The sequence below is a fragment of the Micromonospora sp. NPDC049497 genome (genome assembly GCF_044465805.1).
Lineage (GTDB): Bacteria > Actinomycetota > Actinomycetes > Mycobacteriales > Micromonosporaceae > Micromonospora.
The window spans coordinates 1-25,768 of the sequence record NZ_JBITMC010000009.1; the positions used below are offsets into that span (position 1 = coordinate 1).

Sequence of the window (25,768 nt, forward strand, 5' to 3'; positions counted from 1 at the left end):
GCAACACCACCGGACAACTCGCCACCACCGAACAACTCACCGACCCCCACTACTGGACCCGCCACATCCTCGCCCCCGTCCACTACGCCCACGGCGTCACAGCCCTACACGACAAGCACGCCGTCCGCACCTTCCTCGAACTCGGACCCGACACCACCCTCACCGCCCTGCACACCCACACCCGGCCCGAGGCGCTCGCCGTGCACACCCTGCACCGGGAGCGGGCAGACCAGCACACCCTCCTCGCGGCCGCCGCCACCGTGGCCGCCCGCCCCACCGGCGGCTACCCTCATCTCGACCTGCCCACGTACCCCTTCCAGCGCACCCGGCACTGGCTGCCGCCCACCACGGACCCCGCTCCGGCCCACCCGGCCGTCGAGCCGGCCGGCGGTCACCCGCTGCTCGGTGCGCCGTCGGACCTGGCCGGCACCGCGGGACGCTGGTTCACCCGCACCCTGGTCCCCGACCGGCTCCGCCTCGTCGACCAGCACCGGCTGCTGGGCACGGCGGTGTTCCCCGCCACGGCGCTCGTCGAGTGGGCGCTCGCCGCGGGTCGGGCCGACGCCACGGACACCCGGTGGACCATGGAGGGGATCACCTTCGACGAGTTCCTCCGCTGCGCCGACGGGACCACGCTCACCCTCCAGGCCAGCGCGCAGCCCGACGGACGGGGGCAGCGGGTGCGCTGCTTCAGCCGCCCCGCGGATGAGCCGACGGCGCCCTGGGTGCAGCACGTCACCGTCGCCGCCGTGCACGCCGGGACCACGCCCCCACCGCCTCGGCTGCACCTGGCCGGTGCACGGGCCGGCATGACCGCCGAGGACCTCGACGGGTTCTACGACCGGCTCTGGCGGATCGGCGTCGAGTACGGGCCCGGCTACCGGGCGATGACCCGGCTGCTGCGCTCCGGAAGCGAGGCCCTCGCTCTGGTCGAGGTGGACGAGGCGGAACGGGACGGCGACGGGTGGCTGCTGAACCCGATGGTCCTCGACGCCTGCCTGCACGTCGGTGCCGCGTTCGGCGTCAGCGAGGACGACTTCTGGCTCCCCGCCGGCATCGAGCGGATCGAGGTGTACGACCGGTTGCCCCGCCGGGTCTGGTGCCGGGCCCGTTCCCGAAGCGGACCGGAGGGCGGCGAACGGACGATGGACCTCGACGTGGTCACCGCGCTCGGCGAGCCGGTGGCCCGGCTGACCGGCGTCCGGCTGCGCGCGCTGCCGCGTACCGTCGTCACCGGCCTGGCCGGGTCGCGGCTGCACCGCTACGACGTGGCCTGGCAGCCGCTGCCGGGCCGGCCGACGCGGCGGGCCGAGGTCGGCCCACGCGACACCTGGCTGGTCTGCGGCCGGGACGCCGAGGTCGTCGCGGACTGGCACGCCAACCTGCTCGGACTCGGCTGCGCCGCCGCCGCGCTGGTGTTCACCGACGGTGGCCGGGTGCCGGCGACCGCGTCTCTGCGAGGTGGCACCGTACCGGTGGACCCCGCCGACGAGACGGCCCTGGCCCGGCTGGTCGACACGGCCCGCGCGGACGGCGTCAAGCTGCGCGGCCTGCTGCTGCACGGCGCGGCCGACGCCGACGCGGACTCGGCCGACGCCGCCTACCGCGCCGCGCGGGACGCGCTCGCCGTCCTCCGCCAGGTCCTGCGGGCGTACGGCGACGACGCACCGGACGTGGTGCTCTGCACCGCCGGCGCGGAGGCGCCCACCGGGGACAGCGTGCCGGTGCCGGCGCAGGCGGTGCTCGGCGCGCTGACCCGGGCGGTACTGACCGAACACCCGCACCTGCGCTGCGTGCAGGTGGACCTCGACCCCGCCGGCCCCGCGCCGGCGCTCTCCACCGTCCTCGACCGGGTGGTGGACGCCGACGGCGCCACCCACCTCGCGGTGCGGGACGGCACCTGGTACGAGGCCCGGCTGCGGGAGCGCGACCTGCCCCCGCCGGGTGCCGGGCCGGTGCTCCGCGCCGACGCGACGTACCTGGTCACCGGCGGCTTCGGCGGGCTGGGCCAGGCGGTGGCCGGGTGGCTGGCCGACCGGGGCGCGGGGCACCTGGTCCTGGTGGGACGGCGGATGCCGACGGTGGAACCGCCGCTGCTGGCCGCGCTGCGCGAGCGGGGCGTACGGCTGCGCTGCCTGGCGGTGGACGTCACGGACGAAGACGCGCTGGCCGCCGCGCTGGACGGGCTCGCCGGGGAGCTGCCGCCGCTGGCCGGCGTGGTGCACGCCGCCGGCGTGGTCGACGACGCGGCCCTGGCCGAGCAGGACTGGGACCGGTTCCGCCGGGTGCTCGACCCGAAGGTCCGCGGGGGTTGGAACCTGCACCGCGCGACGGAAGGTCTCGACCTCGACTTCTTCGTGCTGTTCTCCGCGTTCGGCGCGCTGGTCGGCTCTGCCGGTCAGGCCAACTACCTGGCCGCGAACGCCTTCCTGGACGCCCTGGCCCGACACCGGCGGGCACGCGGCCTGCCGGCGGTCAGCGTCGGCTGGGGGCCGTGGGCGCAGGCCGGCATGGCCGTCGATCAGGGTGTTCTGGGCCGGCTGGCCGCGCTCGGCCTGGACGCGCTACCCACCGCCGAAGCCCTGGCGGCGCTGGGCGCGCTCCTCGCCCCGCCGGCCGGAGAGCCGGTCGAGCCGGTGGTCGGCCTGGCCCGGGTGGACTGGCGCCGGTCGCTGACCGCGGCCGGCCGGGCCCGGCCGTACCGTCTGCTGGCCGAGGTGACGCCGGCCGACCTGGCCGGCGGCGGCGGTACGGAGCACGGCACGTCGGCGCCGGACCTGGCGATGCTGACGCTGACCGACCCGGTGGCGGCCCGTGAGGTGGTGCTCGCCGGGCTGTTGGAGCGGGCGGCGGTGCTGCTCGGCCTCAGCGCCGCCGACCAGGAGGCGATCCGGCCCACCTTCGCCGGGACCCGGCTGAACGAGCTGGGCCTGGACTCCCTGACCACGGTCCGGCTCCGCCAGCGGCTGCTGGTCGACTACGCCGCCGATGTACCACCGGCGGACCTCTTCGGCGGCGGGACGGCGGCCGAGGTGGCCGAGCTGATCTGCCAGCAGCTGACCCTGCGCAGTGTCATCGCGGCCGACGACGACTTCGACGACGAGGACGCCGAGGTGCTGACGCTGTGAGCGCGGACGGTCCGAACTGGAGGAAGGGTGTTGCGGTGAGCGGAACGGACGAGGGTGCGATCGCCACCCTGGTGGCCGACCTGGCATTGAGCGAGGTGCGGTTGAAGCTGGTCGGTGACGACCATCTGAGCGTGAGCGCCCCGAAGGGGCGGCTCTCCCCCGACCTGCGCGAGCGGATCACCCGGCACCGGGCGGAGCTGATCGGCTGGCTGTCCCGGGCCCGGCGGGCCGCCGATCCGGCCGGACCGCTGCCGGAGATCACCCCCGATCCGGCGGCCCGGCACGAGCCGTTCCCGCCGTCGGACATCCAGATGTCCTTCCTGGTGGGCAGCCGGGAAGGTCTTGAGTACCACGTCCGGCCGCACCAGTACATGGAGGTGGACTTCCCGGCCCTGGACCCGGCCCGGTTCGAACGGGCGCTGAACGCGGCGGCACGGCGGCACCGGCACAGCCTGGTGGTGGTCCGCGAGGACATGATGCTGGAGACGGTCCGCGACCCGGAGCCGATCCCGGTCGAGGTGATCGACCTACGTGGGCTCGACGAGGCCGGGCAGCAGGCCGGCATCGAACGGACCCGGGCCGCCATGCAGCGCCGGGAGCTGCCGCTGGACCGCTGGCCCTGGCTGGACGTACGGCTCTCGCTGCTGTCCGGCGGCCGGGTCCGGATGCACTGGAACAACAACAACTTCTTCAGCGACGCGCCCGGCACCGGCCGGTTCCTCAAGGACCTGCTGCACAGCCACGACCACCCGGACGAGCCGCTGCCGGAGCTGACGCTCGGCTACCGGGACTGCGTCCTGGCCCTGGCCGAGCTGGAGGAGTCGCCCCTGGGACGCGCGTCGAAGCGGTACTGGCTGGACCGGATGCCGGACTGGCCGACCGCCCCGGAGCTGCCCCTGGCACCCGGCTCGGACACCCGCCGCCGGTCGCGGCTGGAACGCCGGGAGCACGTGCTGTCGCCCGCACGGTGGGCGGCGTTCACCCGGCGGGCCGCCGCCCGGGGACTGTCCCAGACCAACGCCCTGTGCGCCGTCTACGCCGAGGTGCTCGCGGCGTGGAGCGGATCCCGGCACTTCCTGATCAACAACATGAACACCCACCGGCTGCCCCTGCACCCGCAGATCGGCGAGGTGATCGGCAACTTCTCCTCGCTCTACCCGCTCGAGGTGGACTGGCGGGCCGGCGGCCCGTTCCAGGAGCGGGCCCGGCGGTTGCAGGCCCAGGTTCTCGCCGACATGCAGCACGTCTACTGGAGCGGGGTGAAGGTGCTGCAGGCGGTCAACCAGTTCCGCCGCACCCCGGGCCGGGCGGTCTGCCCGTACGCGGTGGGCAGCGCGCTCTTCGTCGGGCAGACCGACCGGCCGGCGTACAGCCTGCTGGAGACACCGCAGGTGCTGCTCGACTGCGAGTTCTGGGAGCAGCGGGACGGCAGCATGTGGACGGTGTGGGACGTGCTGGAGGCGATGTTCCCACCCGGCCTGATGGACGACATGCTGGCCGGTTACGGGACGGTGCTCGACGCGCTCGCCGACAGCGACGAGTCCTGGGACCGCGAGTCGTTCGACCTGCTGCCGGCCACCGACCGGGACCGCCGGGCCCGGCTCAACGCGGCGGGGACGCCGGCCCCGCCGGGGCTGCTGCACGCCTCCCTCGCGCGGCAGGCCACCGCCCGGCCGACCCGGGCGGCCGTCGTCGCCGGGGACACCACCCTCGACTACGCCGCCCTGTACGAGCGGGCCGGCCGGCTCGCCGCGGAGCTGCGGGAGACCGGCGTGACCCCCGGTGACCTCGTCGCGGTGGCCGCCGGGAAAGGCTGGCAGCAGATCGTGGCGGTGCACGCCGTGCTGCTGGCCGGTGGCGCGTACGTGCCGATCGACCCCGGCTGGCCGGCTGAGCGGATCGGCTGGCTGCTGGCCGACACCCGAGCCGCCGCCGTGGTCACCGACGCGGACAGCCGAGACAGGCTCGCCGGCGCGGCGCCGGCGCCGCTGGTCGTGGTCGAGGACACCGCCGGTCACGGCCCGACACTCGGGTACGCGCCGCTGCGCGAGCCGGTCGACCTGGCGTACGTGATCTACACGTCCGGGTCCACCGGCCGGCCGAAGGGCGCCATGCTGGACCACCGCGGGCCGCTGAACACGGTGACCGACGTCAACACCCGCTACGGCGTCACCGAGCGGGACGTGCTCCTCGGCATCTCCTCGCTCTGCTTCGACCTGTCGGTGTACGACGTGTTCGGTGCCGCCGCGGCCGGCGCCACCCTGGTCCTGCCGGACCCGACCCGGCACGACCCGGCGTCCTGGCTGGCGCTGGCCAGGGACCGGAAGGTGACCGTCTGGAACTCGGTGCCGGCGCTCATGCAGCTGCTCGTCGAGGAGGCCGAGACGGCCGGGGCCCGCCTGCCCGACCTGCGGCTGGTGCTGCTCAGCGGGGACTGGATCCCGGTGACCCTGCCCGACCGGATCCGCGCGGTCGCGCCCGGGGCCCGGGTGGTCAGCCTCGGCGGGGCGACGGAGGCCTCCATCTGGTCGATCGCCCACCCGGTCGAGCGGGTCGAGCCGGAGTGGGTGAGCATCCCGTACGGGAGGCCGCTGACCAACCAGACCTGGCACGTCCTGGACGAGACGGGCCGGGACGCGCCCACCTGGGTGCCGGGACACCTGTACGTGGGCGGCATCGGGGTGGCCATGGGCTACCTCGACGACGCCGAGCGAACGGCGGCCGCGTTCGTGTCGCACCCGGTCACCGGGGAGCGGCTGTACCGTACCGGGGACCGCGGCCGGTACCTGCCCGACGGCACCATCGAGTTCCTCGGCCGGGCGGACTTCCAGGTGAAGATCCAGGGCTTCCGGGTGGAGCCGGGCGAGGTGGAGCACGCCCTGCTGGAGCACCCCGAGGTGGCCGGCGCGGCCGTGGTCGCCCGGAGCTCCGGCTCAGGGCGCCAGCTGGCCGCGTTCGTGGTCGGTCGGGACGGCCGGGACCGGCCCGACCCGGGGGCCGTCCGCGAGTTCCTCGCCGCCCGGCTCCCCGCGTACCTGATGCCCGCCCATCTGGTGGTCCGCGACGCACTGCCGCTCACCGGCAACGGCAAGGTGGACCGGCGGGCGCTGGAGGCCGTCGGCCTCGCCGACGGCGGCGGCGAACGCCGGCATGTGGCGCCGCGCACCCCGACCGAGACCGTGCTCGCCGAGATCTGGCGGGAAATCCTGCGGGTGGACCGGCTCGGGGTCGAGGACGACTTCTTCGACCTGGGTGGACAGTCCTTCGCGGCGCTCCGGGTGGTCGGGCAGATCGCGCAGCGGCTGGGCCGGCGGGTACCGCTGGGCGCGCTGCTGGAACGGCGCAGCGTGGCCGGGCTGGCCCGCTGGCTGGACGCCGCGCCGGCGGACTGGTCACCGCTGGTGCGGCTGACCGGCGAGCCGGGCGGCCGGGGCGCAGCACCACCCTGGGTGCTGGTGCACCCGGCCGGCGGCGACGTGCTCTGCTACCGGGACCTCGCCGCCCGGCTGGACCGGGACTGCCTCGCCCTGCAGGCACCCGGTCCGGCGGTCGGCCGGGAGCCGGTGGCCGACCTCACCGAGCTGGCCCGGCTCTACCTGGCGGTGCTGCGCCGGGAGCAGCCACACGGCCCCTACCTGCTCGGCGGCTGGTCCTCCGGGGCGGTCATCGCCGCGGAGCTGGCCCGCCAACTGGAGGAGGCCGGTGAGCGGGTGCAGCACCTGGTGGTCATCGACGCACCCGCCCCGCTGACGCCGCAACGGGCGGCTGACGCCGACATCCCGCTCTGGTTCGTGGAGGACCTCGACCGAGGCTTCGACCCTGACCTGGTCACCCCCGAGCAGCGACACGAGCTGGCCGCGCTGCCCGCCGACGAGCGGTTGGACGGCGCGGTGCGGCTGGCGGCCAAGCAGGGCGTGCCGGTGGAGGAGTTGAGCGGCGGCACACTCGCCGCCACGTACGCGGTCTTCGCCACCGTGGTGCGGGCCTGCGCCGGTCACCGGGCGGGGCGGATCGGCGCCGACGTCACCGTGCTGCGCGCCCGCGACGGCCGGGTCAGCGAGTTCGCCGACCACCCGTACGGCGAGCGTGCCGACTGGGGATGGGCCGAGCTGACCGGCGGGCGGCTGACGAGCCTGCCGGTCCCCGGCACCCACCACACCGTGCTCACCGCTGTCGGCGTGGCGCGGGTCGCCGCGGCGCTGAACGCGGCGACCCACGCCTGAGCCCGTCGAGCCGGCGGTTCGCCCCACCGTTCCGCACCCACCGCGCGACCGTCGCCGGTGGCCGACAAACCTTTGAGAAGGAGATCCACGGTGGCCCGTCAGTGGAAGGTCCTGCTGGTCACGTCCGTGGCCGTGATGATGGCACTGCTGGACGTGACGATCGTCAACGTGGCGCTGCCCGCCCTGGCGACGGCCTTCCCGGCGAGTTCGCTCGACGACCTGTCCTGGGTGCTCAACGCGTACAACGTGGTCTTCGCCGCGGCGCTGATCCCGGCCGGACGGCTGGCCGACCGGTGGGGCCGTCGCCGGGTCTTCCTCGCCGGGGTGGCGCTCTTCCTGGCCGGCTCGGCGGCCTGCGGACTCGCCCCCACCGTGGGTGTGCTGGTCGCGGCGCGGTGCGTGCAGGCGCTCGGCGCGGCGGCCATCATGCCGACCTCGCTGGGTCTGCTGCTGCCCGAGTTCCCGGTGCGGCGCCGGGCGACCGCGATCGCGCTCTGGACCGCCACCGGGACGGTCGCCGGGGCAGCCGGCCCGTCCCTCGGCGGTGCGCTGGTGGCCTGGCCGGGCTGGCGGTGGGTGTTCCTGGTGAACCTGCTGATCGGGCTGCCCGGGCTGCTGGCCGCGGCCCGGGTGCTCCGGGAGACGCGCGACGACAGTCCGGGCCCGTTCCCCGACGTGGTCGGGGCGCTGCTGCTCGGCGGCGGGGTCGGCGCGCTCGCCCTGGCGGTGGTCCGGCTGCCGGACTGGGGCGCCACGTCGGTGGCGTTCGGCGGCACCGTCACCGCCGGCGTGGCCCTGCTGCTCGCCCTGACGGTACGGTCGAGCCGGCATCCGGCGCCGATCATCGAGCCAGCGCTGGTCAGGATCCGCTCGTTCAGCGTCGCCAACCTGGGGTCGTTGGTCTTCGCCGCGGCGATGAACGCGCTGCTGCTGTGCAACGTGCTCTTCCTGACGCAGGTGTGGCGCTACGACAGCCTGGCCACCGGCGGCGCTCTCACCGCCGGCCCGGTGACCGCTGCGGCCCTGGCCCCGTTGGTCGGCCGGCTCGGGGACCGCTTCGGGCCCCGGGCGGTGGCGCTGCCCGGCGGGTTGTTCTTCTGCGCCGGGGCGTTGCTGCTCGCCCGCGCCCCGGGCCAGCCCGACTTCCTCGCCGACTTCCTGCCGGCGGCGGTGCTGATCGGCGCGGGGGCGGCGTTCAGCTTCCCCGGGTTCGGTCACGCCGCCTTCGCCGAGTTTCCCCGGGCCCGCTTCGCCACCGGGGTGGCCATCGCCTCGTGCCTGCGGCAGGTCGGCGCGGTCTTCGGCATCGCCGTCCTGATCACCGTCCTGGGCGACGGCAGTGGCACTCCGCTGGCCGTGTTCCACCGCGCCTACCTGGTGATCGCCGCCGGCGGCCTGCTCGCCGCCGGGGTGGCGCTCACCCTCGGGCGGGTGCACGCGAGGGACGTGGCGCACGTACCGGCGGCGCAGCCCGCTGCGGCGGTACGGTCGGCCGCCGGGGCGGCGGCACCGCCAGCCGGGAGCACGTCTGGCCGGTCGACCACCCGCCCGTGACCGGTTGCCTGCACCCTGCTCCTGCCGGCTACCGGGCCGGCCCTGGCAGGGACCGGTTCACCGGCCCCCGAACAGGGCCGTCCGCCAGGCCGTCCGCAGCGCGGCCACCAGCCTCCCGCCGAGGTCGGGGGCGAGCCGGCCGGTGGCCGGCACGGTGAGTCCGGCCGCCACCGCCGCCAGTTCGGTCCAGGTCGGCTCCGCCGGGGCCACCTGGACCCGGTGGCCGTGCCGGGCCGCCCAGGCGCGGACCACCGACCGGCGCGCGGTCTCCTGACCGGCGGCGAGAAGGTGCAGACACCCGTCCGCACGGCCGTCGGCGACCGCCGCCAGGAAGTCGCACAGGGACGGCGGCGAGGCCGCGGGGCCGGCGGGACCGGCGCCGGTCAGGGCCGCGACGACCACACCCGGGCCGGTGGCCGGGCCGGCGCACACGGCCGACACCGACCCCGTGGACACGCCCGACGCCGGGCCGAGGGTGCCGGTACCGGTCGGTGTCGCGACCGGGCCCAGGCCGGTGGCGGAGCCGGCCGGTGCCGGGCCGGCGGCGAGGACGAGCAGGCGGTCCCGGTGATCGCAGTGCAGTCCGACCAGTTCCGCGCCGGCCAGCGCCAGGTCGGGCAGCCCGGGCAGGCGGAACGCGGCGGGCTCGGTCGGACGCAGCCCCCAGCGCCGCCAGATCCGGGCCACCGTGCCGTTGGAGAGACCCAGCTCGACCCCGAGCGCTCGGCTGGACCAGGCAACCCCACCGGGCGGTGCGGTGCACAGCGTCCGCAGCACCACGTCGGTGTCCTGCACCAGCGGTCGGCGGCCGGGGCGTAGCCGGTCGCGTAGGCCCGGCACACCCTCCTCGGCGTAGCGGCGCAGCCAGGTCGCCACGGTCGGCCGGGTGGTGGCCAGCCGGCGGGCCGTCTCCGCGTACGACAGGCCGGTGGCGGCGGTCAGCACGATGGCGGCGCGCAGTGGTTCCCCACCCCGACGGTCACCTGTGGAGAGGAAGACGAGAGCCTTCCGGTCCTCCGGCGAAATGGCGATCGCCCGTTTCTGTGCCGGTTGCCCCATCTATCCAACCCCCCGGATCGAATTGCACACGTCGAGTTCGGACGGTATGGCCGCGCCAATGAGACGGTCAATCGCATGGCTGCGGCTAGGGGACGTCCGAGCAGTTCGTTCCCCACGATAAGGGCAATGTTTACGCGCCGTAGGGGGGTCTTCCAGCACTGCGTGACCGCGTTGTCCCGGTACCCCGAAAATGAGCCCCACACATTGATGTGTCGTAAATATCTTTACGTTTTCCGTATGGCCTTGGGATCGTCGGCCGTCGCACCATGGTGACACCCTGCCGGGCGGTTTTCGAGGAGTCCGCATGTACGACGCGATCGTCGTCGGTGCGCGCTGCGCCGGTGCCACCACCGCGATGCTCCTGGCGCGGGCCGGGCACCGGGTGCTGCTGCTGGACCGGGCGAGCTTTCCGAGCGACACGATGTCCACCCACTACGTGCACCCGCCGACCATCGCGCGGCTGGCCGGCTGGGGCCTGCTGGACAGGCTGCGCGCCACCGGCTGCCCGCCGCTGGAGGTGTCCCGCTGGACGCTCGCCGGGGTGCCGGTGACCGGCTGCGCGCCGGCCGTGGACGGGATCCGGGCCGGCTACGGCCCGCGCCGCTTCGTCCTGGACACCCTGCTGGTCCGGGCGGCCGAGGCGGCGGGCGCCGACCTGCGCGAGGAGTGCAACGTCACCGACCTGCTCTGGGACGGCGACCGGGTGGTCGGGATCCGGGCCCGAGGGCCGGGCGGCGAGTTCACCGAGCGGGCCCGGGTGGTGATCGGGGCGGACGGGCTGGACTCCGTGGTCGCCAAGAAGGTGCGGGCGCCGAAGTACGAGGCCGTGCCCTCGCTCTGCTGCGTCTACTACACCTACTGGAGCGGGTTCACCGCCGACTACGAGGTCTTCGTCGACCATCGCCGGCTGGTCGGGGCGGTACCGACCAACGACGGCCTCGTGATGGTCTGCGTGCAGGCGCCACGCGAGGAGTTCGACGAGGTCCGCAAGGACATCGAGGGCTCGTACCTCCGCTCGCTGGAGCTGGCCGCGCCGAGCGTCCTGGAGCGGGTCCGGTCCGGCCGGCGCGAGGAACGCTACGTCGGCACCGGCCGGCTGCCGAACTTCTTCCGTCGGGGCAGCGGCCCGGGTTGGGCGCTGGTCGGCGACGCCGGCTACCACAAGGACTCGATCGGGGCCAACGGGATCAGCGACGCCATCGGACACGCCGCGCTGCTCGCCGAGCACCTGGTCCCGGCGCTGGCCGGGGAGCGGCCGGTGGACCGGGCCCTGGTCGACTACACCGTCCGGCGCGATCGGGAATCACTGCCCACCTACCACTTCAACCTTCAGGCGGCCCAGCTGCGCCCGGCCGACGAGCTGCTCGACGTGCTCCGGGCGATCCAGGGCCACCAGGAGCAGATGGACCGCTTCTTCGGCTTCATCTCCGGGATGTACGGCTGGCCGGAGTTCGTCGACGGGGTGACCGCCGCCCTGGGCACCCCGGCCGGCGCTCCGGGCCGATGACCACCGTCCCCCGCTGGCGGCACCGCCGGCGGCCGTCCCGCCCCGACGACCCGAGACCCTGGCAGGAGAAATCATGACGGCGCCTGACCTACTGTCCGAACTGCACCGCCGCGGTGTGCGGCTGCGCCTGGTCGACGACCGGCTGGACGTCCGGGCCGCCGCCGGCGCGCTCACCCCGCAGCTGCGGGACGAGCTGCGCGAGCACCGGGACGCGCTGGTCGCGCTGCTGCGCCGGATGTCCGACGGCGGTGCCCCGCCGGAGATCGTGCCCCGGCCCGCGGAGCGGTACGAGCCGTTCCCGCTGACCGACATCCAGCACGCCTACTGGGTGGGCCGCAACCCGGCGCTGCAACTGGGCGGCGTCGCCACCCACTACTACTTCGAGCTGGACGGGCTCGACCTCGACCCGGCCCGGCTGGCGGAGAGCCTGCGCAGGGTGATCGACCGGCACGACATGCTCCGCGCGGTGGTCGACCCGGACGGGCGGCAGCGGATCCTGCCCGAGGTGCCGCCGTACGACCTGCCGGTGGCCGACCTGCGCGCGGTGCCCGACGACGAGCGCGGGGCCGCGCTGGCCAAGACCCGGGCGGAGATGGGACACCACCTGCTGCCGCCGGAGCACTGGCCGCTGTTCGACCTGCGTGCCTCGCTGGTCGACGCGCGCCGGATCCGGCTGCACGTCAGCATCAACGTGCTCATCATGGACGCGTTCAGCCTCCAACTGCTGTTCGCCGACTGGCGACGGTTCTACACCGACCCGGACTGGGCGCCCGAGCCGCTACCACTGTCCTACCGGGACTACGTCCTGGCCGAGGAGGCGGCCCGGGAGGGCCGCGAGTACCAGGCTGCCGAGGCGTACTGGCGGGACCGGCTGGACAGCCTGCCGCCCGCGCCGGCCCTGCCGCTGCGCGCCGGTGCCGGCGGCGGCCCCGGCCCCGACGCCGCGCCGGTGGAATTCGTCCGGCGCAGCGCCCGGCTCCCCCGCCCGCTCTGGGACACCTTGAAGGCAACCGCGCAGCGGTACGGGGTCACCGCGTCGGTGGCGGTGATGACGGCCTATGCGGAGGTACTGCGCACCTGGTCGCGCCAGGACGACTTCACCCTCAACCTCAGCCTGTTCAACCGGCGGCCGCTGCACCCGCGGATCGGCGAGGTGATCGGCGACTTCACCTCGGTGACCCTGCTCGCCGCCACGGCCGGCTCGGGCGAGTCCTTCGCCGACCGGGCCCGCCGGCTCGGTCGCCGGCTCGTGCAGGATCTGGAGCACTCGGCGTTCAGCGGGGTGCGGGTGCTGCGGGAACGGTCCCGGCGGCTGGGCGGCGGTCCGGGCGCCGCGATGCCGGTGGTGTTCACCAGCGCCCTCGCGCTCGGCGACCGGGAGGACCGGACACCGGACTCGCGGTTCTTCGGCGAGTTCGGCTACGGGATCAGCCAGACCCCGCAGGTCTGGCTGGACCACCAGGTCACCGAGGAGAGCGGAGACCTCTGCCTGGACTGGGACGCGGTGGAGGCGCTCTTCCCGGCCGGGCTGCTCGACGACATGTTCGACAGCTACCAGGCGCTGCTGCACCGGCTCGCCTCCGACAGCGGGTCCTGGGACCGGACCGACGCCCCGGTGCCGTTGCCGGCCCACCAGGTGGAGCAGCGGCGACGGATCAACCAGACGGCCGCCGGCATACCTGCGCGTACCCTCTGTGCGCTGGTGGAGGAGCGCGCCGCCGCGCAGCCCGAGGCGCCCGCGGTGATCACGCCGGACGGTTCGCTGACCTACGGCGAGGTGGTCGACCGGGCTCGCCGGCTGGCGGTACGGCTGCGCGAGCTGGGCGCGACCACCGGCCAGCTGGTGGCGGTGGTGCTGGACCGCTGCGCCGAGCAGGTGCCCGCGGTACTGGGCGTGACCCGGGCCGGGGCCGCGTACCTGCCGATCGAGCCGGCCTGGCCGGACGCGCGCCGCGCCGACCTGCTCGACCAGGGCGGGGTGCGGATCGTGGTGACCACCCCGCGGCTGCGCGACAAGCTGCCCTGGCCGGCCGGGCTGCGCCTGGTCACCCTGGACGACCCCGAGGTGCACGCCGCCGACCCGGTCGCGGCCGGTCCGGGCCCGGCCCCGGACGACCTGGCGTACGTCATCTTCACCTCCGGCTCCACCGGCCGGCCGAAGGGCGTGATGATCGACCACCGGGGCGCGGCCAACACGGTGCAGGACGTCAACGCCCGCTTCGGCGTCACCCCGGCGGACCGGGTGCTCGGCCTGTCCGCGCTGAGCTTCGACCTGTCGGTCTACGACGTGTTCGGCGCGCTGGCCGCCGGCGCGGCGGTGGTGCTTCCCGCGCCGGCCCGGGCCGCGGATCCGGAGCACTGGAGCGACCTGGTCCGTCGGCACCGGGTGACGGTGTGGAACTCGGTGCCCGCGCTCATGCAGGCCTGGGTCGACGCGCCGGCGGCGCACGCCGACCCTGCGGAGTCGTCGCTGCGGGTGGTCATGCTCAGCGGCGACTGGATCCCGGTACGGCTGCCCGCCGCGATCCGCCGCCGGCACCCGCGGGCCGCAGTGCACAGCCTGGGCGGGGCGACGGAGGCGTCGATCTGGTCGGTCCACTTCCCGGTCGGCGTGGTCGACGACGGCTGGGCCAGCATCCCGTACGGGCGCCCGATGGCGAACCAGACCATGCACGTCTACGACGACCGGTTCACCCCCTGCCCGGTGTGGACGCCGGGCGAGCTCTGGATCGGCGGGACGGGCGTGGCGCTGGGCTACTGGGCCGACCCCGTACGCACCGACGAGCGCTTCGTCCGGCACCCGGTGACCGGCGAGCGCCTGTACCGCACCGGTGACCTCGGCCGTTGGCTGCCGGACGGGACCATCGAGTTCCTCGGCCGCGACGACGACCAGGTGAAGCTGAACGGCTTCCGGATCGAGTTGGGCGAGATCAGCGCCGCGCTGTCCCGGCTGCCGGGGGTGGCCGAGGCGGTGACGGTGGTGGACACCAACCCGGGCACCGGCCGTCGCCAGCTCATCGGGTACGTGGTGCCGGCCGACCCGGCCGCGCCGGTACCCGCCGAGACGCTGCGCGCCGGGCTCGCCCGGGTGCTGCCCGAGTACATGGTCCCGCACCACTATCCGGTGCTGGAACGGGTCCCGCTGAGCGCGAACGGCAAGGTGGACCGGGGCGCCCTGCCGTCGCCCTGGACCCGGCTCGAGCCGGCCGGGCAGCCCGCCGCCCCCGGCGACGACGTGGAACGGACGATCCTCGCGATCTGGCAGGAGGCCCTGGACCGCGACGACTTCGGGGTCGAGGACAACTTCTTCGAGCTGGGCGCCGACTCGCTGCACGCGGTCCGGATCCTGGGCCGGCTCCGCGAGGAGTTCGGCATCGAACCGGACGCCGACGAGGGCCTGCCGATGCTCTTCGACAGCCCGACCGTGGCCGAGTTGGCCGAAACCGTACGCGGGCTGCTGCGGGAGCGGGTGTGACCGGCGGGCCCGGGGGCGGCTGGGACGACGTGGTGGTGGGCGCGGGTTCGGCCGGCGCCACCCTGGCCGCCCGCCTCTCCGAGCAGGCCGGACGGCGGGTGCTGCTGATCGAGGCCGGACCGGACCGGTTCGGCGGGGACGGCGCACCCGAGCAGCTCGGCCGTCCCACGCTCGCCGGCCTCAACTGGGAGTACGAGACCGTCGACGGGGAGCGGCCGGTGCCGTACCGGGTGGGTCGGGTGGTGGGCGGCTCGTCGGCGGTGAACGGCGCGATCGCTCTGCGCGGCCTACCGGCCGACTTCGACGAGTGGGCCGCCGCGGGCAACCCGGAGTGGGCCTGGTGGAAGGTGCTGCCGTACTTCGTGCGGATGGAGACCGACCACGACGTGACCGGACCGGAGCACGGCGACCGGGGTCCGGTGCCGATCCGTCGACTGACCGCGACCACGCCGCTCAGCGACGCGTTCGTCGACGCCTGCCGGCAGCAGGGGCTGCCCCCGACGGCCGACCTGAACGGTCCGCCGACGCCCGGGGTGGGGCCGCTGCCGACGAACTCCCGGCAGGGCCGCCGGATGGGTACCGCCGAGACGTACCTGGCCGCTGCGCGGAGCCGGCCGAACCTGACCGTCTGGCCGGACACGACCGCGCTGCGCCTCCTCGCCGAGGGGAACCGGGCCACGGGGGTCGAGGTGCGGCGCGACGGGCGTACGGTCCGGGTCCGGGCCGACCGGGTGACGCTCAGCGCCGGCGCGGTGAACACCCCGCTGCTGCTGCAACGCTCCGGCATCGGGCCGGCGGACCGGCTCGCCGCGCTCGGCGTACGGCCCTGGGTGGACCTGCCGGGGGTGGGCGCGAACCTCAGCGACCACCCGCTGCTGGGCATCTGGGCGGTGCCGCGGGCCGGACTGTGCCGGGCCGGCGACCCGTGGCACTCGGTGGTGGCGCGGGCGGCCAGCGACGGCGTGGACCCGGACCTGATGGTCTTCCTGAACTGCAACGTGTCCCCGGAAGATGTGCCCACCCTCGGCCCGATGCTGCGCGGGCGACCCGGCGTGTCGGTGGCGGTGATGCTGATGAACACCGACTCGCGCGGCAGCGTCCGGCTGCGGGACGCGGCCCCGGACAGCACGCCGGAGATCCGGCTCCACCTGGCCCGTGAGCCCCGCGACGAGCAGCGCCTGATGATCGGAACCCGGCTGATCTGGTCGCTGCTGCGGGCACCGGCGATGAGCGGGCTGCTGGACCGGGTGCTGCTCTGGACCGACCGGATGGTCGCCGAGGAGCCGCTGCTACGCCGTGCGGTACGCACCTTCGTCGCGCCCTCCTGGCACCCCACCGGCACCGCCCGGATGGGCCCGGCGGACGACCGGGGCGCGGTGGTCGACCAGTTCCTGCGGGTGCACGGCGTGGACGGGCTGCGGGTGGTGGACGCCTCGGTGCTGCCCGCCGTCCCCCGGGCCACCCCCAACCTGACCTGCGTGATGCTGGGCGAACGGGCGGCCGACTGGATGGTCTGATCCGGTGGGTGGGTGACAGCGATCTGTGCGACGTCTGCCAGCAGCGGTTGCGAACCTCGCCGCATGAGTGACGCCTTCCAGGCCCAGGGCCTGGTCAAACGATTCGGCAAGACGGTCGCGCTGGACGGCATCGACCTGTCCGTGCGCGCCGGTGAGGTGCACGGATTCCTGGGCCCCAACGGCGCGGGCAAGACGACCACGATCCGGGTCCTGCTCGGCCTGCTGCGCGCCGACGGGGGCACGGTGCGGCTGCTGGACGGCGACCCCTGGCGGGACATCACCCGGCTGCACAAGCGGCTGGCGTACGTGCCGGGTGACGTGAGCCTGTGGCCGCGGCTCTCCGGCGGGGAGACGATCGACCTGCTCGGCCGGCTGCGCGGCGGGCTGGACCAGCGCCGCAAGGCCGAGCTGCTCGACCGCTTCCAGCTGGATCCGCGCAAGAAGGGCCGGGCCTACTCGAAGGGCAACCGGCAGAAGGTGGCCCTGGTCGCGGCGTTCGCTTCGGACGTGGAGCTGTTCATCCTGGACGAGCCGACCTCCGGCCTCGACCCGCTCATGTCCGAGGTGTTCAACCAGTGCGTGAGCGAGGTTCGCCGGCAGGGCCGCACCGTGCTGCTGGCCAGCCACATCCTCGGCGAGGTGGAGAAGCTCTGCGACCGGGTCAGCATCATCCGTTCCGGGCGGATCGTGGAGACCGGCTCACTGGGCGAGCTGCGCCACCTCACCCGCACCACCATCCAGGCCCGGCTGGGCCGCCCGGCCGCCGGGCTCGACGAGGTGGCCGGCACGCACAACGTCACGGTGGACGGCGACCAGGTCAGCCTCCAGGTCGACCCGGACGCGCTGCCGGAGGTGCTGCGCCGCCTCGGCCAGTACGAGGCGCGCGAGCTGGTCAGCCAGCCGCCCACGCTGGAGGAGTTGTTCCTACGCCACTACGACGTCGGCCCGAACCGCAGCGGCGAGAAGGTCGGTGCCCGATGAGCGAGCTGGTCGGCACCGGGCGCCTGGCCCGGCTGGCCCTGCGCCGGGACCGGATCGGTCTCCCGGTGTGGGTGCTGCTCGCGATCAGCCTGGGTGCCGGCCCGGCCGCGTCGATCGCCGACGCCTACGCCTCGGCGGAGAAGCAGCGCGGGTACGCCGAGGGGGTGGGCAGCAACCCGGCAGCCGCGGTGTTCAGCGGGCCGAGCATCGGCGTGGAGCACCTCGGCGGGATCGTGGTCAAGGAGAGCGCGGTCTGGGTTCTGCTGCTGGTGGCGATCACCAGCATCATGCTGATCACCCGCTACACCCGCACCGAGGAGGAGAGCGGCCGGGCGGAGCTGGTCACCGCCGCCGCCGTCGGCCGGCACGCCCGGCTGGCCGCCGCCCTGCTCGTCGTCGGCGTCGCCGACCTGCTGATCGGGCTGGGCATCGCGGCCGGGCTGATGGGAGCCGGGCTCTCCGGCGCCGGCTCGCTGGCCTACGGGCTGGGCGTCACCGTGGTCGGCTGGGTCTTCGCCGCCGTCGCGGCAGTCACCGCGCAGCTGGTGGAGGCGGCCCGCACCGCGAACGGCATCGCCCTGGCCGTCTTCGGCGCCACCTTCCTGCTGCGTGGCATCGCCGACTCCGCCGCCGTGGCGAACGACGGCACCGGGGCCGCCCGGCAGCTCGCCTGGCTCTCCCCCACCGGCTGGTTCTACCAGATCCGGCCGTACGCCGGGGAGCGCTGGTGGGTACTGGGACTGGCCGTGCTGACCGGCGTGGCGATCACCGGCGTCGCGGTCGCGCTGAGCCGCCGTCGGGACGTCGGCGCGGGCCTGCTGGCCGCTCGGCTGGGTCGCCCGGAGGCGCGCCCCGGCCTGGCTACCCCGCTCGCCCTGGCCTGGCGGCTGCAGCGTGGCGGCCTGATCTCCTGGACGGTCGGGGTCGCGGTCGGGGCGGCGGTGCTCGGCTCGCTGGCCTACGACATCACCGACATGGTCGGCAGCAACGACAGCGCCGCCACGGCGATCCGGCAGCTCGGCGGTGCGGACGCGCTGGTCGACAGCTACCTGGTCTGGGTGCTGCGGATCCTCGGCCTGGCGGCCGCCGCGTACGCGGTCTCGGCGGTGCTGCGGCTACGGTCGGAGGAGTCCGGGTTGCGGGCCGAGCCGGTGCTGGCCGCGGCGGTGACCCGCACCCGGTACGCGCTCAGCCACGTGCTGGTGGCGGTGACCGGCGTGGTGGTGCTGCTGCTCACCGCCGGTCTGGTCGTCGGTCTGGTGCACGGGGCCCGCTCCGGGGACGTGGGCGGCGAGCTGCCCCGGATCCTCGGCGCGGCGCTGGTGCAGCTTCCGGCCGCGCTGCTGCCCGCCGCGCTGGCCGCGGCCCTGTTCGGGCTGCTGCCCAACGCCACGCTGGCGGCCTGGCTGTTCATCGGGACGATCCTGCTGATCGCCCAGCTCGGCCCGGTGCTCGAGCTCGACCAGTGGGTCATGGACGTCTCCCCGTTCACCCACCTGCCCCGGCTACCCGGGGGCGACGTCACCGCGATGCCGCTGGTCTGGCTGGGGGCGCTGGTGCTGCTGTTGGGAGCGGCCGGCCTGGCCGCCTTCCGCCGGCGGGACCTGGACACCGCCTGAACCCTGCGCACCCCCGAACCGGCCGTGGCCGACCGTGGTGGTCGGCCACGGCCCGTGCCCCGTCCGGGCCACGCGGTCTCGGCGACGGGGTGACAGTGATCTGTGCGGGCTCTGCCAGCGGGCACTGCCAGCATCGACGGCATGCGGTACGGATTCCAGGCTGAAGCCCTCGTCAAGCGTTTCGGCACGAACACAGCGCTCGGCAGCGTCGACTTCGCGGCCCGCCCGGGCACGGTCCTGAGCATGCTGGGGCCCAACGGCGCGGGTAAGACCACGGCGGTACGGATCCTCGCCACCCTGCTGCGCCCCGACTCGGGCACGGCGTGGGTGGGCGGGGTGGACGTGGTCCGCCAGCCGGCCCGGGTGCGCCGGCTGATCGGCATCGCCGGACAGGACACCTCGGTCGACGAGGACCTGACCGGCACCGAGAACCTGGTGCTCATCGGCCGACTGCTCGACCTGCGCAAGGCCGAGGCGGCCGCCCGGGCTGCGGAGCTGCTGGAGCGCTTCGAGCTGACCGAGGCGGCCGGCCGCCGCGCCGGCACCTACTCCGGCGGCATGCGGCGTCGGCTCGACCTGGCCGCGAGCCTGATCGGTCGGCCCGCGGTGATCTTCCTCGACGAGCCGACGACCGGGCTCGACCCGGCCAAACGGGAGGAGGTCTGGCGGATGATCCGGACGATGGCCGGCGACGGCACCACCGTCCTGCTCACCACGCAGTACCTGGAGGAGGCGGACACCCTCTCCGACGACATCGTCGTCCTCAACCGGGGCAAGGTCATCGCCAACGGCAGCCCGGACGAGCTGAAGCAGGTTGTCGGCGGGCAGACGATCCAGCTGCGCGCGACGGACCCGTCCCAGGTGGGCGAGGCCGCGGCCATCCTGGGCAGCGTGGCCGGGCACGTGCCCGAGCAGGTCGGTCCCGGGATGCTCACCGTGCCGGTGGTCGGCGACGGGGCGTTCACCGAGGTGGTCCGTCAGCTCGCCGCGTCGAACATCGCGGTGACCGAGCTGTCCCTGCGGCTGCCCAGTCTGGACGAGGTGTTCTTCACCCTCACCGGCCGGCACACCGCCGAGCCCGAGCGCGAACAGGAGGTGACCGCGTGACCGCGACCAGCGTCCCCAGCCAGTCCGCCGGTACGGTGACCGAGCCGGTCAAGCGCCCGTACGGGCTGCTCCGGCACAGCCTCGCGTTGGCCCAGCGGAGCCTGATCAAGGTGCGCCGCACCCCGGAGGGGCTCGCCCACGCGGTGCTCATCCCGGTGATCTTCCTGGTCATGTTCGTCTACCTGTTCGGCGGCGCGGTCTCCGGCAACACCGGGGAATACCTCCAGTTCATCTTCCCGGCCGCCCTGGTGATGACCGTGATCATCTCCGGCATCATGATCACCGGCGTGAGCCTGAACGCGGACATCCGCACCGGAGTCTTCGAACGGTTCCGCAGCCTGCCGATCGGCCGGTCGGCGCCGCTTATCGGCTCGGTCCTCGGCGACCTGATCCGGTACGTGATCTCGCTGGTCACCGTGTTCGCGTTCGGCTACCTGCTCGGCTTCCGAGTGGAGACCGGCCTCCTGGAGGCGCTCGCCGCCTGCGCCCTGACGGTCTTCTTCGGCTTCTGCCTGAGCTGGGGGTACGTGCTGGCCGGCGTGGTGTCGCGGGACGCCGCCGGGGTGCAGGGCATCGTCACGCTGACCATGTTCCCGCTGGCGTTCGGCACCAACATGGTGGCGCCCACCGACACCCTGCCCGGCTGGCTCCAGGCCTGGGTGAAGATCAATCCGGCGAGTCACGCCATGGAGGCATGCCGGGGCCTGCTGCTCGGCGGGCCGGTGGCCGGGCCGGTGATGCGGACCCTGCTCTGGTCGATCGGGCTGCTCGCGTTCTTCATGCCCCTCGCGGTACGTGCCTACCGACGGCGTACCTGAGCGTCGATGAGGGCGAGGGCGTCGGCCCTGTCGCGGGCCCGCCCTCGCTCGACGGCGACGGTGTGGACGTCCCTGCCCAGTACGTCGGCGAGCCGGCGACCCAGCTCGGTCGCGTCGGGGTGGAAAGAGTCCGGGCCGCGGTGCAGTGCGCTGGCCGCCCCGAGCAGCTCGGCGGCCAGCTCCGCGTCGCCGCACGCCAGGCACGCCGCCGCCGCGGCCACCCCGATCTCCGCCAGCACCGGCACGTAGCCCGGTTCGGCGGCCAGCGCGAACGCGGCGGAGAGATGCTCCCGGGCACCCTCCTGGTCGCCCCGTGCCACCGCCAACTGGGCCGAGGCGCACCGGTGCATGGCCCGGTACAGCGCCGCGTCGAAGGTGATCCGCTCCAGGTCGGCGCGGGCCCGGTCGTACGCCCGGGCCGCCTCGTCGAGGGCGCCGTCGTAGCGGGCCAGGTGGCCGAGCCAGAGGTGAGCCAGCACCAGGTAGCGGGCGGCGACCGGCCGGGCGGCCGGGGCGACCAGTGCGCGCAGTTCGGTCCGGGCCCGGGACAGGTCGCCGTGCCAGATCAGGGCCACGGCGAGCAGCACCCGCTGCAACGCGGCGTCAGCCGTCGGGTCCAGCGTGTGCAGCAGCGCCGCCGCCTCATCGGCGGACGCCATCGCCACCGGAAAGTCACCGAGCACGAGGTGGGCGTGCGCCTCGAAGGTGAGCGCCATGGCCAGACCCCACCGGTCCCCGGTCTCGCGGAACGCGGTCGCCGCGTGTGCCAGGTCGGCCCGCATGGCATCGGTGTCGCCGTCCTGGCCGTGCAGCAGGGCGGCCATCAGCAGGAGCGTGCCGCGCGCCCACGAATCGGGGTGGTCGCGCAGCCGGGCGATGGCCGCCAGGCCGGCGGCGGCGTCCTCCCGGAGGAAGGCCAGCGCCGGGTCGAGCAGGGCGGCGACCGGGTGGTCGTCCGGCCCGTCGCGGTCGGGCAGGCGGGCCAACAGCGCCTCGATCGGGAGGTCCCCACCGACCCGGCCGCCGGAGAGCACCGTGTTGAACAGGTAGGCGGCGGTGGCCGCCCGGCGCGCCGCCGGTGGCGCCTCACCGGGCAGCTCGAGCACCGCCCGCAGCCAGGCGGCCGCCTCCGCGTGATTGCCCTGCACCGTCCAGAGCGGACTGACGGCGGCTGCCAGTCGGACCGCGACCGCCGCGTCGCCGGTGTCGCACGCGAAGTGGAACGCGGCGAGCAGGTTCTCCCGCTCCGCGGTCAGCCGGGGCAGCCAGGCGACCTGCTCGGGCCCGCGCAGCCGGGGCTCCGCCCGCTCGGACAGCTCGAGGAAGTACTCGGCATGCGCCCGCCGGGCGGCGCCGACCTCGTCCTCCTCGGCCAACCGCTCCAGGCCGTACTCCCGGATGGTCTCCAGCATCCGGTAGCGCGGCAGGGGGCCGTCCAGCCGTTGCAGCAGCGACTTGTCGACCAGCGCGGCGAGCAGGTCCAGCGCGGCGGGTCCGATCGCCGGGGACAGCTCGCACAGGCGGGCCGCGCTGTCCGGGGTGACCGCACCGGGGAAGACCGCCAGACGCTGCGCCAGCCGGCGCTCGTCGGACTCCAGGAGGTCCCAGCTCCAGGTCACCACGGCGCGCAGCGTGCGGTGTCGGGGCATGGCCGTCCGGCTGCCGCCGGAGAGCAGCCGGAACCGGTCGGAGAGCCGGGCGGCCAGCTCCTCCACCGGCAACGTCCGGGTCCGGGCGGCGGCCAGCTCGATGGCGAGCGGCAGGCCGTCCAGCCGCCGGCAGACCTCGACCACCGCGGCGACGTTGGCGTCGGTGACGGCGAAGCCGGGCCAGACCGCGGCCGCCCGGTTGACGAACAGCTGCACGGACGAGGACTCGACGGCCTCGGCGACGGTGGCCGCCGGGGCGGGCAGGGCGAGCGGCGGCACCGGGCACAGCGCCTCGCCGACGATGCCCAGCGGTTCCCGACTGGTGGCCACCACCTGCAGCTCGGGGCAGCGGCCCAGCAGCTCGTCGACCAGCCGGGCGGCGGCGTCCACCAGGTGCTCGCAGTTGTCCAGCACCAGCAGCGCCGGCGCGACCGAGAACGCCTCGACCAGCTGATCGAGCAGGTCCCGGGGGGCCGGACCGTCCAGTAGGCCGGCCTCGCGCAGACCGAGCGCCCGCACCACCACCTGCGGTACGTCGTCCGGGTCGATCACGGCCGCCAGCTCCACCAGCCAGACGCCGCCGGGATGGTCGTCAGCGAGCGAGCCGGCGAGGGTGGTGGCCAGCCGGGTCTTGCCGGCGCCGCCCGGCCCGACCAGGGTCACCAGCCGGCCGTCGCGGAGCTGGCCGGCGAGGCGCCGCAGCTCCGCAGCCCGGCCGACGAAGGTGGTCAGCGGTGCCCGCAGGTTGCCCGGCCGGGTGGACGCACCGGGAGAGTCCGGGGTGGCGGCCCCGGCCGGCACTGGACCAACCGGCACCGGGACGGCCTCCGGCGCTCCCGCCGGGGTGAGCGGGACGGTGGCCGGGGTCAGCGCGGGATCGCGGCGGAGCATGGCCACGTGCAGGTCGCGTACCCGGGGGGACGGGTCGACACCGAGCTCCTCGGCGAGCCGGGTGCGGAAGTCCTCGTAGGAGCGCAACGCCTCGGCCTGCCGGCCGGTGGCGTAGAGGGCGTTCATCAGCAGCGCCCGGGGGCGCTCTCGCAGCGGGTGTCGGGCGGTCAGCTCCTCCAGCTCGGCGACGAGCTGGTCCGCACGGCCGGAGAGCAGGTCGGCCTCCGCCCGGTCTTCCAACGCGGACAGCCGCAGCTCCTCCAGCCGGGCGGCGGCCGCTGCGGCGTACCGCGTGTCGGTGGCGTCGGCGAGAGCGGGGCCGCGCCACAGCGACAGCGCCGTGGCCAGGCAGGTGCTCGCGGCGGCCGGGTCACCCGCGCGCAGCGCCCGCTGACCCTCGCGGGCCAGCCGCTCGAACCGGTACGCGTCCACCGCCTCCCGGGGCAGCTCCAGGCGGTAGCCGCCGTGCGCCGAGTGCAGGGCCGAGGCGATCGGCAGCGCCCGGCGCAGCCGGGACACCAGCGACTGGACGGCGTTCGTCGGGTCGGTCGGCGGGGTGTCCGTCCAGAGCGCGTCGGTCAGCGCCTCGACGGAGACCGTGCGGCCGACCTCGAGGGCGAGGAGGATCAACAGCCGGCGCAACCGGGCGCCGCCGATCTCGACCTGCCGCCCGTCGACGGCCACCGTGAGCGGTCCGAGGATGCCAACCTGCATGCGCACCATCATGTCACCGGGTGCCGACGCGGTGACGAACCGTCGACGTCGCGGTGGGCGCGGGCCGGTCGGCTCAGTCCGGCGTGGCGGGGCCGGACACCCGGCCGACCAGGTACGTGTAGAGGACGGCGGAGTTGACCCCGTCCAGGCCGAGGGCGGCGTGCAGCGCGTCGTCGTAGAAGCCGCAGAGCCCCACGCTGGACAGCCCCAGGCCGGTGGAGACCAGCGAGAGGTTCTGCGCCACGTGCCCGCCCTCCAGCAGCACCAGCCGGTAGGAGCGCAGGCCGTAGTGCAGCCGCTGGTAGGTCAGGTCGGCGACCACGAAGAGCCAGAGTGGACAGCCGGCCGCGTCGATCTTGCCGCCGGCCTTGGTGGCGGGCAGCCGGGGATCGGTCGCCGGCACCGCCGGGATGAGCTCGCCGGTCAGGTCCCGGGCGTCGAGCGGGAGCAGCGCGTGGGCGTCGGGGTCGTGCAGGTAGAGCCCGCGCGGCACGCCCTGGACGTCGTGGCAGTAGGCCAGCAGCCGCAGCGGGTAGCGGCTGCCGCCGCTGGGGTGGGGTCGGACCCGCAGCGACGCCTCCGCGCCGGGCATGGCCTTCTCCGCGGTGACCGCCGCGGAGTGGTAGAGCAACCGGCCCAGTTCCTCGGCGGTGAGCGGACCCTGGTACGTGCCGTAGGCGCTGCGCCGGGCGAGCAGCACCTGGGCCAGCCCCGGCAGGTCCGCGTGCTGCCCGGCCAACGGCAGCGGCGCCCCGCGTACGGGCAGCGGCTGCCGGCCCTCGGTGCCCGCGCCGACCAGGTCCGGCATCTGGTCGAGGATGGTGGCGGGCGCGTACTTGGCCTCCTCGTGCAGCCGGCGGTCGAGAGCCTCCGGGCCGTCGGCGAAGAACGGGCCACGGGGCGCGGTGCGGAGCACGGCCAGCGAGACCAGCCAGCTCGCCTGGGCCCGTTCGGCGGGGGTGAGACCGAGCCGCCGCTGGTGCAGTTCGACAAGGCGCCGGAACACCGACCCGGCGGGGGCGTCGAGCCGACCGGCGCGGTCGAGCCGGCGCAGGTCGGCGAGGACGCCGGCGAGGTGGGCGTGCCACTCCCCCAGCCCGGTGCCGGCGGTCCCGGCCTCCGTCCGGGTACGCCGGCACCAGTTCGTCCACTCCGCCTCGTTGCGCAGGAAGGCGGACTCCGCGGCGACCCGCCCCTCGGCCGCCGGTGCGGCCTCCTCCGTCGGGACCCGCATGCCGTCGCCCGGGTCGGCGGGGTCGGCGTCGCCGCGCAGCCAGGCCAGCGACGACGCCCAGTCGAGCCCGGTGGCGAGCACCGCGGCCAGCAGCAGGCCGGCGGCGGCGCGCAGCCGGGCCGGCGCGGACCGGGCCGCGGCCCAGACGGCCTGTTCCAGCTCGGGCGCGGCGGCCAGGTGGCGCTGCACGACGCCGGCCGCCCCGGGGCCGCCCGGACCACCGGCGGCGGGCGGCGGGGTCTCCGGTGGCGCGGCGGAGGCGGTGAGAGTCATCGGCGTACGCTCCCTCGGC

Annotated in this window: 13 protein-coding genes; 10 read left to right on the forward strand and 3 right to left on the reverse strand. The window is 75.0% G+C overall.

The window, feature by feature from the left end:
* The 3 genes from ACIBR0_RS14795 to ACIBR0_RS14805 form a co-directional block, all read left to right on the forward strand.
* A partial coding sequence (locus tag ACIBR0_RS14795) for an SDR family NAD(P)-dependent oxidoreductase (RefSeq protein ID WP_396715793.1) occupies positions 1 to 3,128 on the forward strand: 3,128 nt, incomplete at its 5' end.
* Positions 3,129 to 3,163: 35 nt separating this feature from the next.
* Positions 3,164 to 7,351, forward strand: coding sequence for an amino acid adenylation domain-containing protein (locus ACIBR0_RS14800; RefSeq protein WP_396715795.1), 4,188 nt, complete (start codon positions 3,164 to 3,166; stop codon positions 7,349 to 7,351).
* Between the two features lie 90 nt (positions 7,352 to 7,441).
* Complete coding sequence (locus ACIBR0_RS14805; protein WP_396715797.1) at positions 7,442 to 8,905, forward strand: MFS transporter; 1,464 nt, start codon at positions 7,442 to 7,444, stop codon at positions 8,903 to 8,905.
* Positions 8,906 to 8,962: 57 nt separating this feature from the next.
* Here ACIBR0_RS14805 and ACIBR0_RS14810 read toward each other — a convergent pair whose 3' ends face one another.
* Positions 8,963 to 9,964 (reverse strand): helix-turn-helix domain-containing protein, encoded by a 1,002-nt coding sequence (locus ACIBR0_RS14810; RefSeq protein ID WP_396715799.1) that lies wholly within the window; start codon positions 9,962 to 9,964, stop codon positions 8,963 to 8,965.
* Between the two features lie 304 nt (positions 9,965 to 10,268).
* Between ACIBR0_RS14810 and ACIBR0_RS14815 the strand changes: the two genes are divergently transcribed.
* From ACIBR0_RS14815 to ACIBR0_RS14845, 7 genes are all read left to right on the forward strand, one after another.
* Positions 10,269 to 11,471 (forward strand): NAD(P)/FAD-dependent oxidoreductase, encoded by a 1,203-nt coding sequence (locus ACIBR0_RS14815; RefSeq protein WP_396715801.1) that lies wholly within the window; start codon positions 10,269 to 10,271, stop codon positions 11,469 to 11,471.
* A gap of 73 nt (positions 11,472 to 11,544) precedes the next feature.
* Positions 11,545 to 14,946 carry an amino acid adenylation domain-containing protein gene (locus ACIBR0_RS14820; RefSeq protein WP_396715803.1) on the forward strand — a complete coding sequence of 1,134 codons (3,402 nt, stop codon included), beginning with the start codon at positions 11,545 to 11,547 and terminating at the stop codon, positions 14,944 to 14,946.
* A complete protein-coding gene (locus ACIBR0_RS14825) occupies positions 14,943 to 16,463 on the forward strand; it encodes a GMC family oxidoreductase (RefSeq protein WP_396715805.1) in 1,521 nt (506 codons plus the stop codon). Before ACIBR0_RS14820 ends, ACIBR0_RS14825 begins: the two co-directional genes overlap by 4 nt.
* A 63-nt stretch (positions 16,464 to 16,526) precedes the next feature.
* Positions 16,527 to 17,444 (forward strand): ATP-binding cassette domain-containing protein, encoded by a 918-nt coding sequence (locus tag ACIBR0_RS14830; protein ID WP_396715807.1) that lies wholly within the window; start codon positions 16,527 to 16,529, stop codon positions 17,442 to 17,444.
* Positions 17,441 to 19,063: an ABC transporter permease gene (locus tag ACIBR0_RS14835; protein ID WP_396715809.1), complete on the forward strand. Its 1,623-nt coding sequence runs from the start codon at positions 17,441 to 17,443 to the stop codon at positions 19,061 to 19,063. Before ACIBR0_RS14830 ends, ACIBR0_RS14835 begins: the two co-directional genes overlap by 4 nt.
* Positions 19,064 to 19,204: 141 nt before the next feature.
* Positions 19,205 to 20,170: an ATP-binding cassette domain-containing protein gene (locus ACIBR0_RS14840; protein ID WP_396715811.1), complete on the forward strand. Its 966-nt coding sequence runs from the start codon at positions 19,205 to 19,207 to the stop codon at positions 20,168 to 20,170.
* Positions 20,167 to 20,988 carry an ABC transporter permease gene (locus ACIBR0_RS14845; RefSeq protein WP_396715813.1) on the forward strand — a complete coding sequence of 274 codons (822 nt, stop codon included), beginning with the start codon at positions 20,167 to 20,169 and terminating at the stop codon, positions 20,986 to 20,988. Before ACIBR0_RS14840 ends, ACIBR0_RS14845 begins: the two co-directional genes overlap by 4 nt.
* Here the strand turns inward: ACIBR0_RS14845 and ACIBR0_RS14850 are convergent.
* Positions 20,970 to 24,242, reverse strand: coding sequence for an AfsR/SARP family transcriptional regulator (locus ACIBR0_RS14850; protein ID WP_396715815.1), 3,273 nt, complete (start codon positions 24,240 to 24,242; stop codon positions 20,970 to 20,972). The genes ACIBR0_RS14845 and ACIBR0_RS14850 overlap by 19 nt on opposite strands.
* Before the next feature lie 73 nt (positions 24,243 to 24,315).
* Positions 24,316 to 25,749: a SagB family peptide dehydrogenase gene (locus ACIBR0_RS14855; RefSeq protein ID WP_396715817.1), complete on the reverse strand. Its 1,434-nt coding sequence runs from the start codon at positions 25,747 to 25,749 to the stop codon at positions 24,316 to 24,318.
* Positions 25,750 to 25,768: the final 19 nt, after the last annotated feature.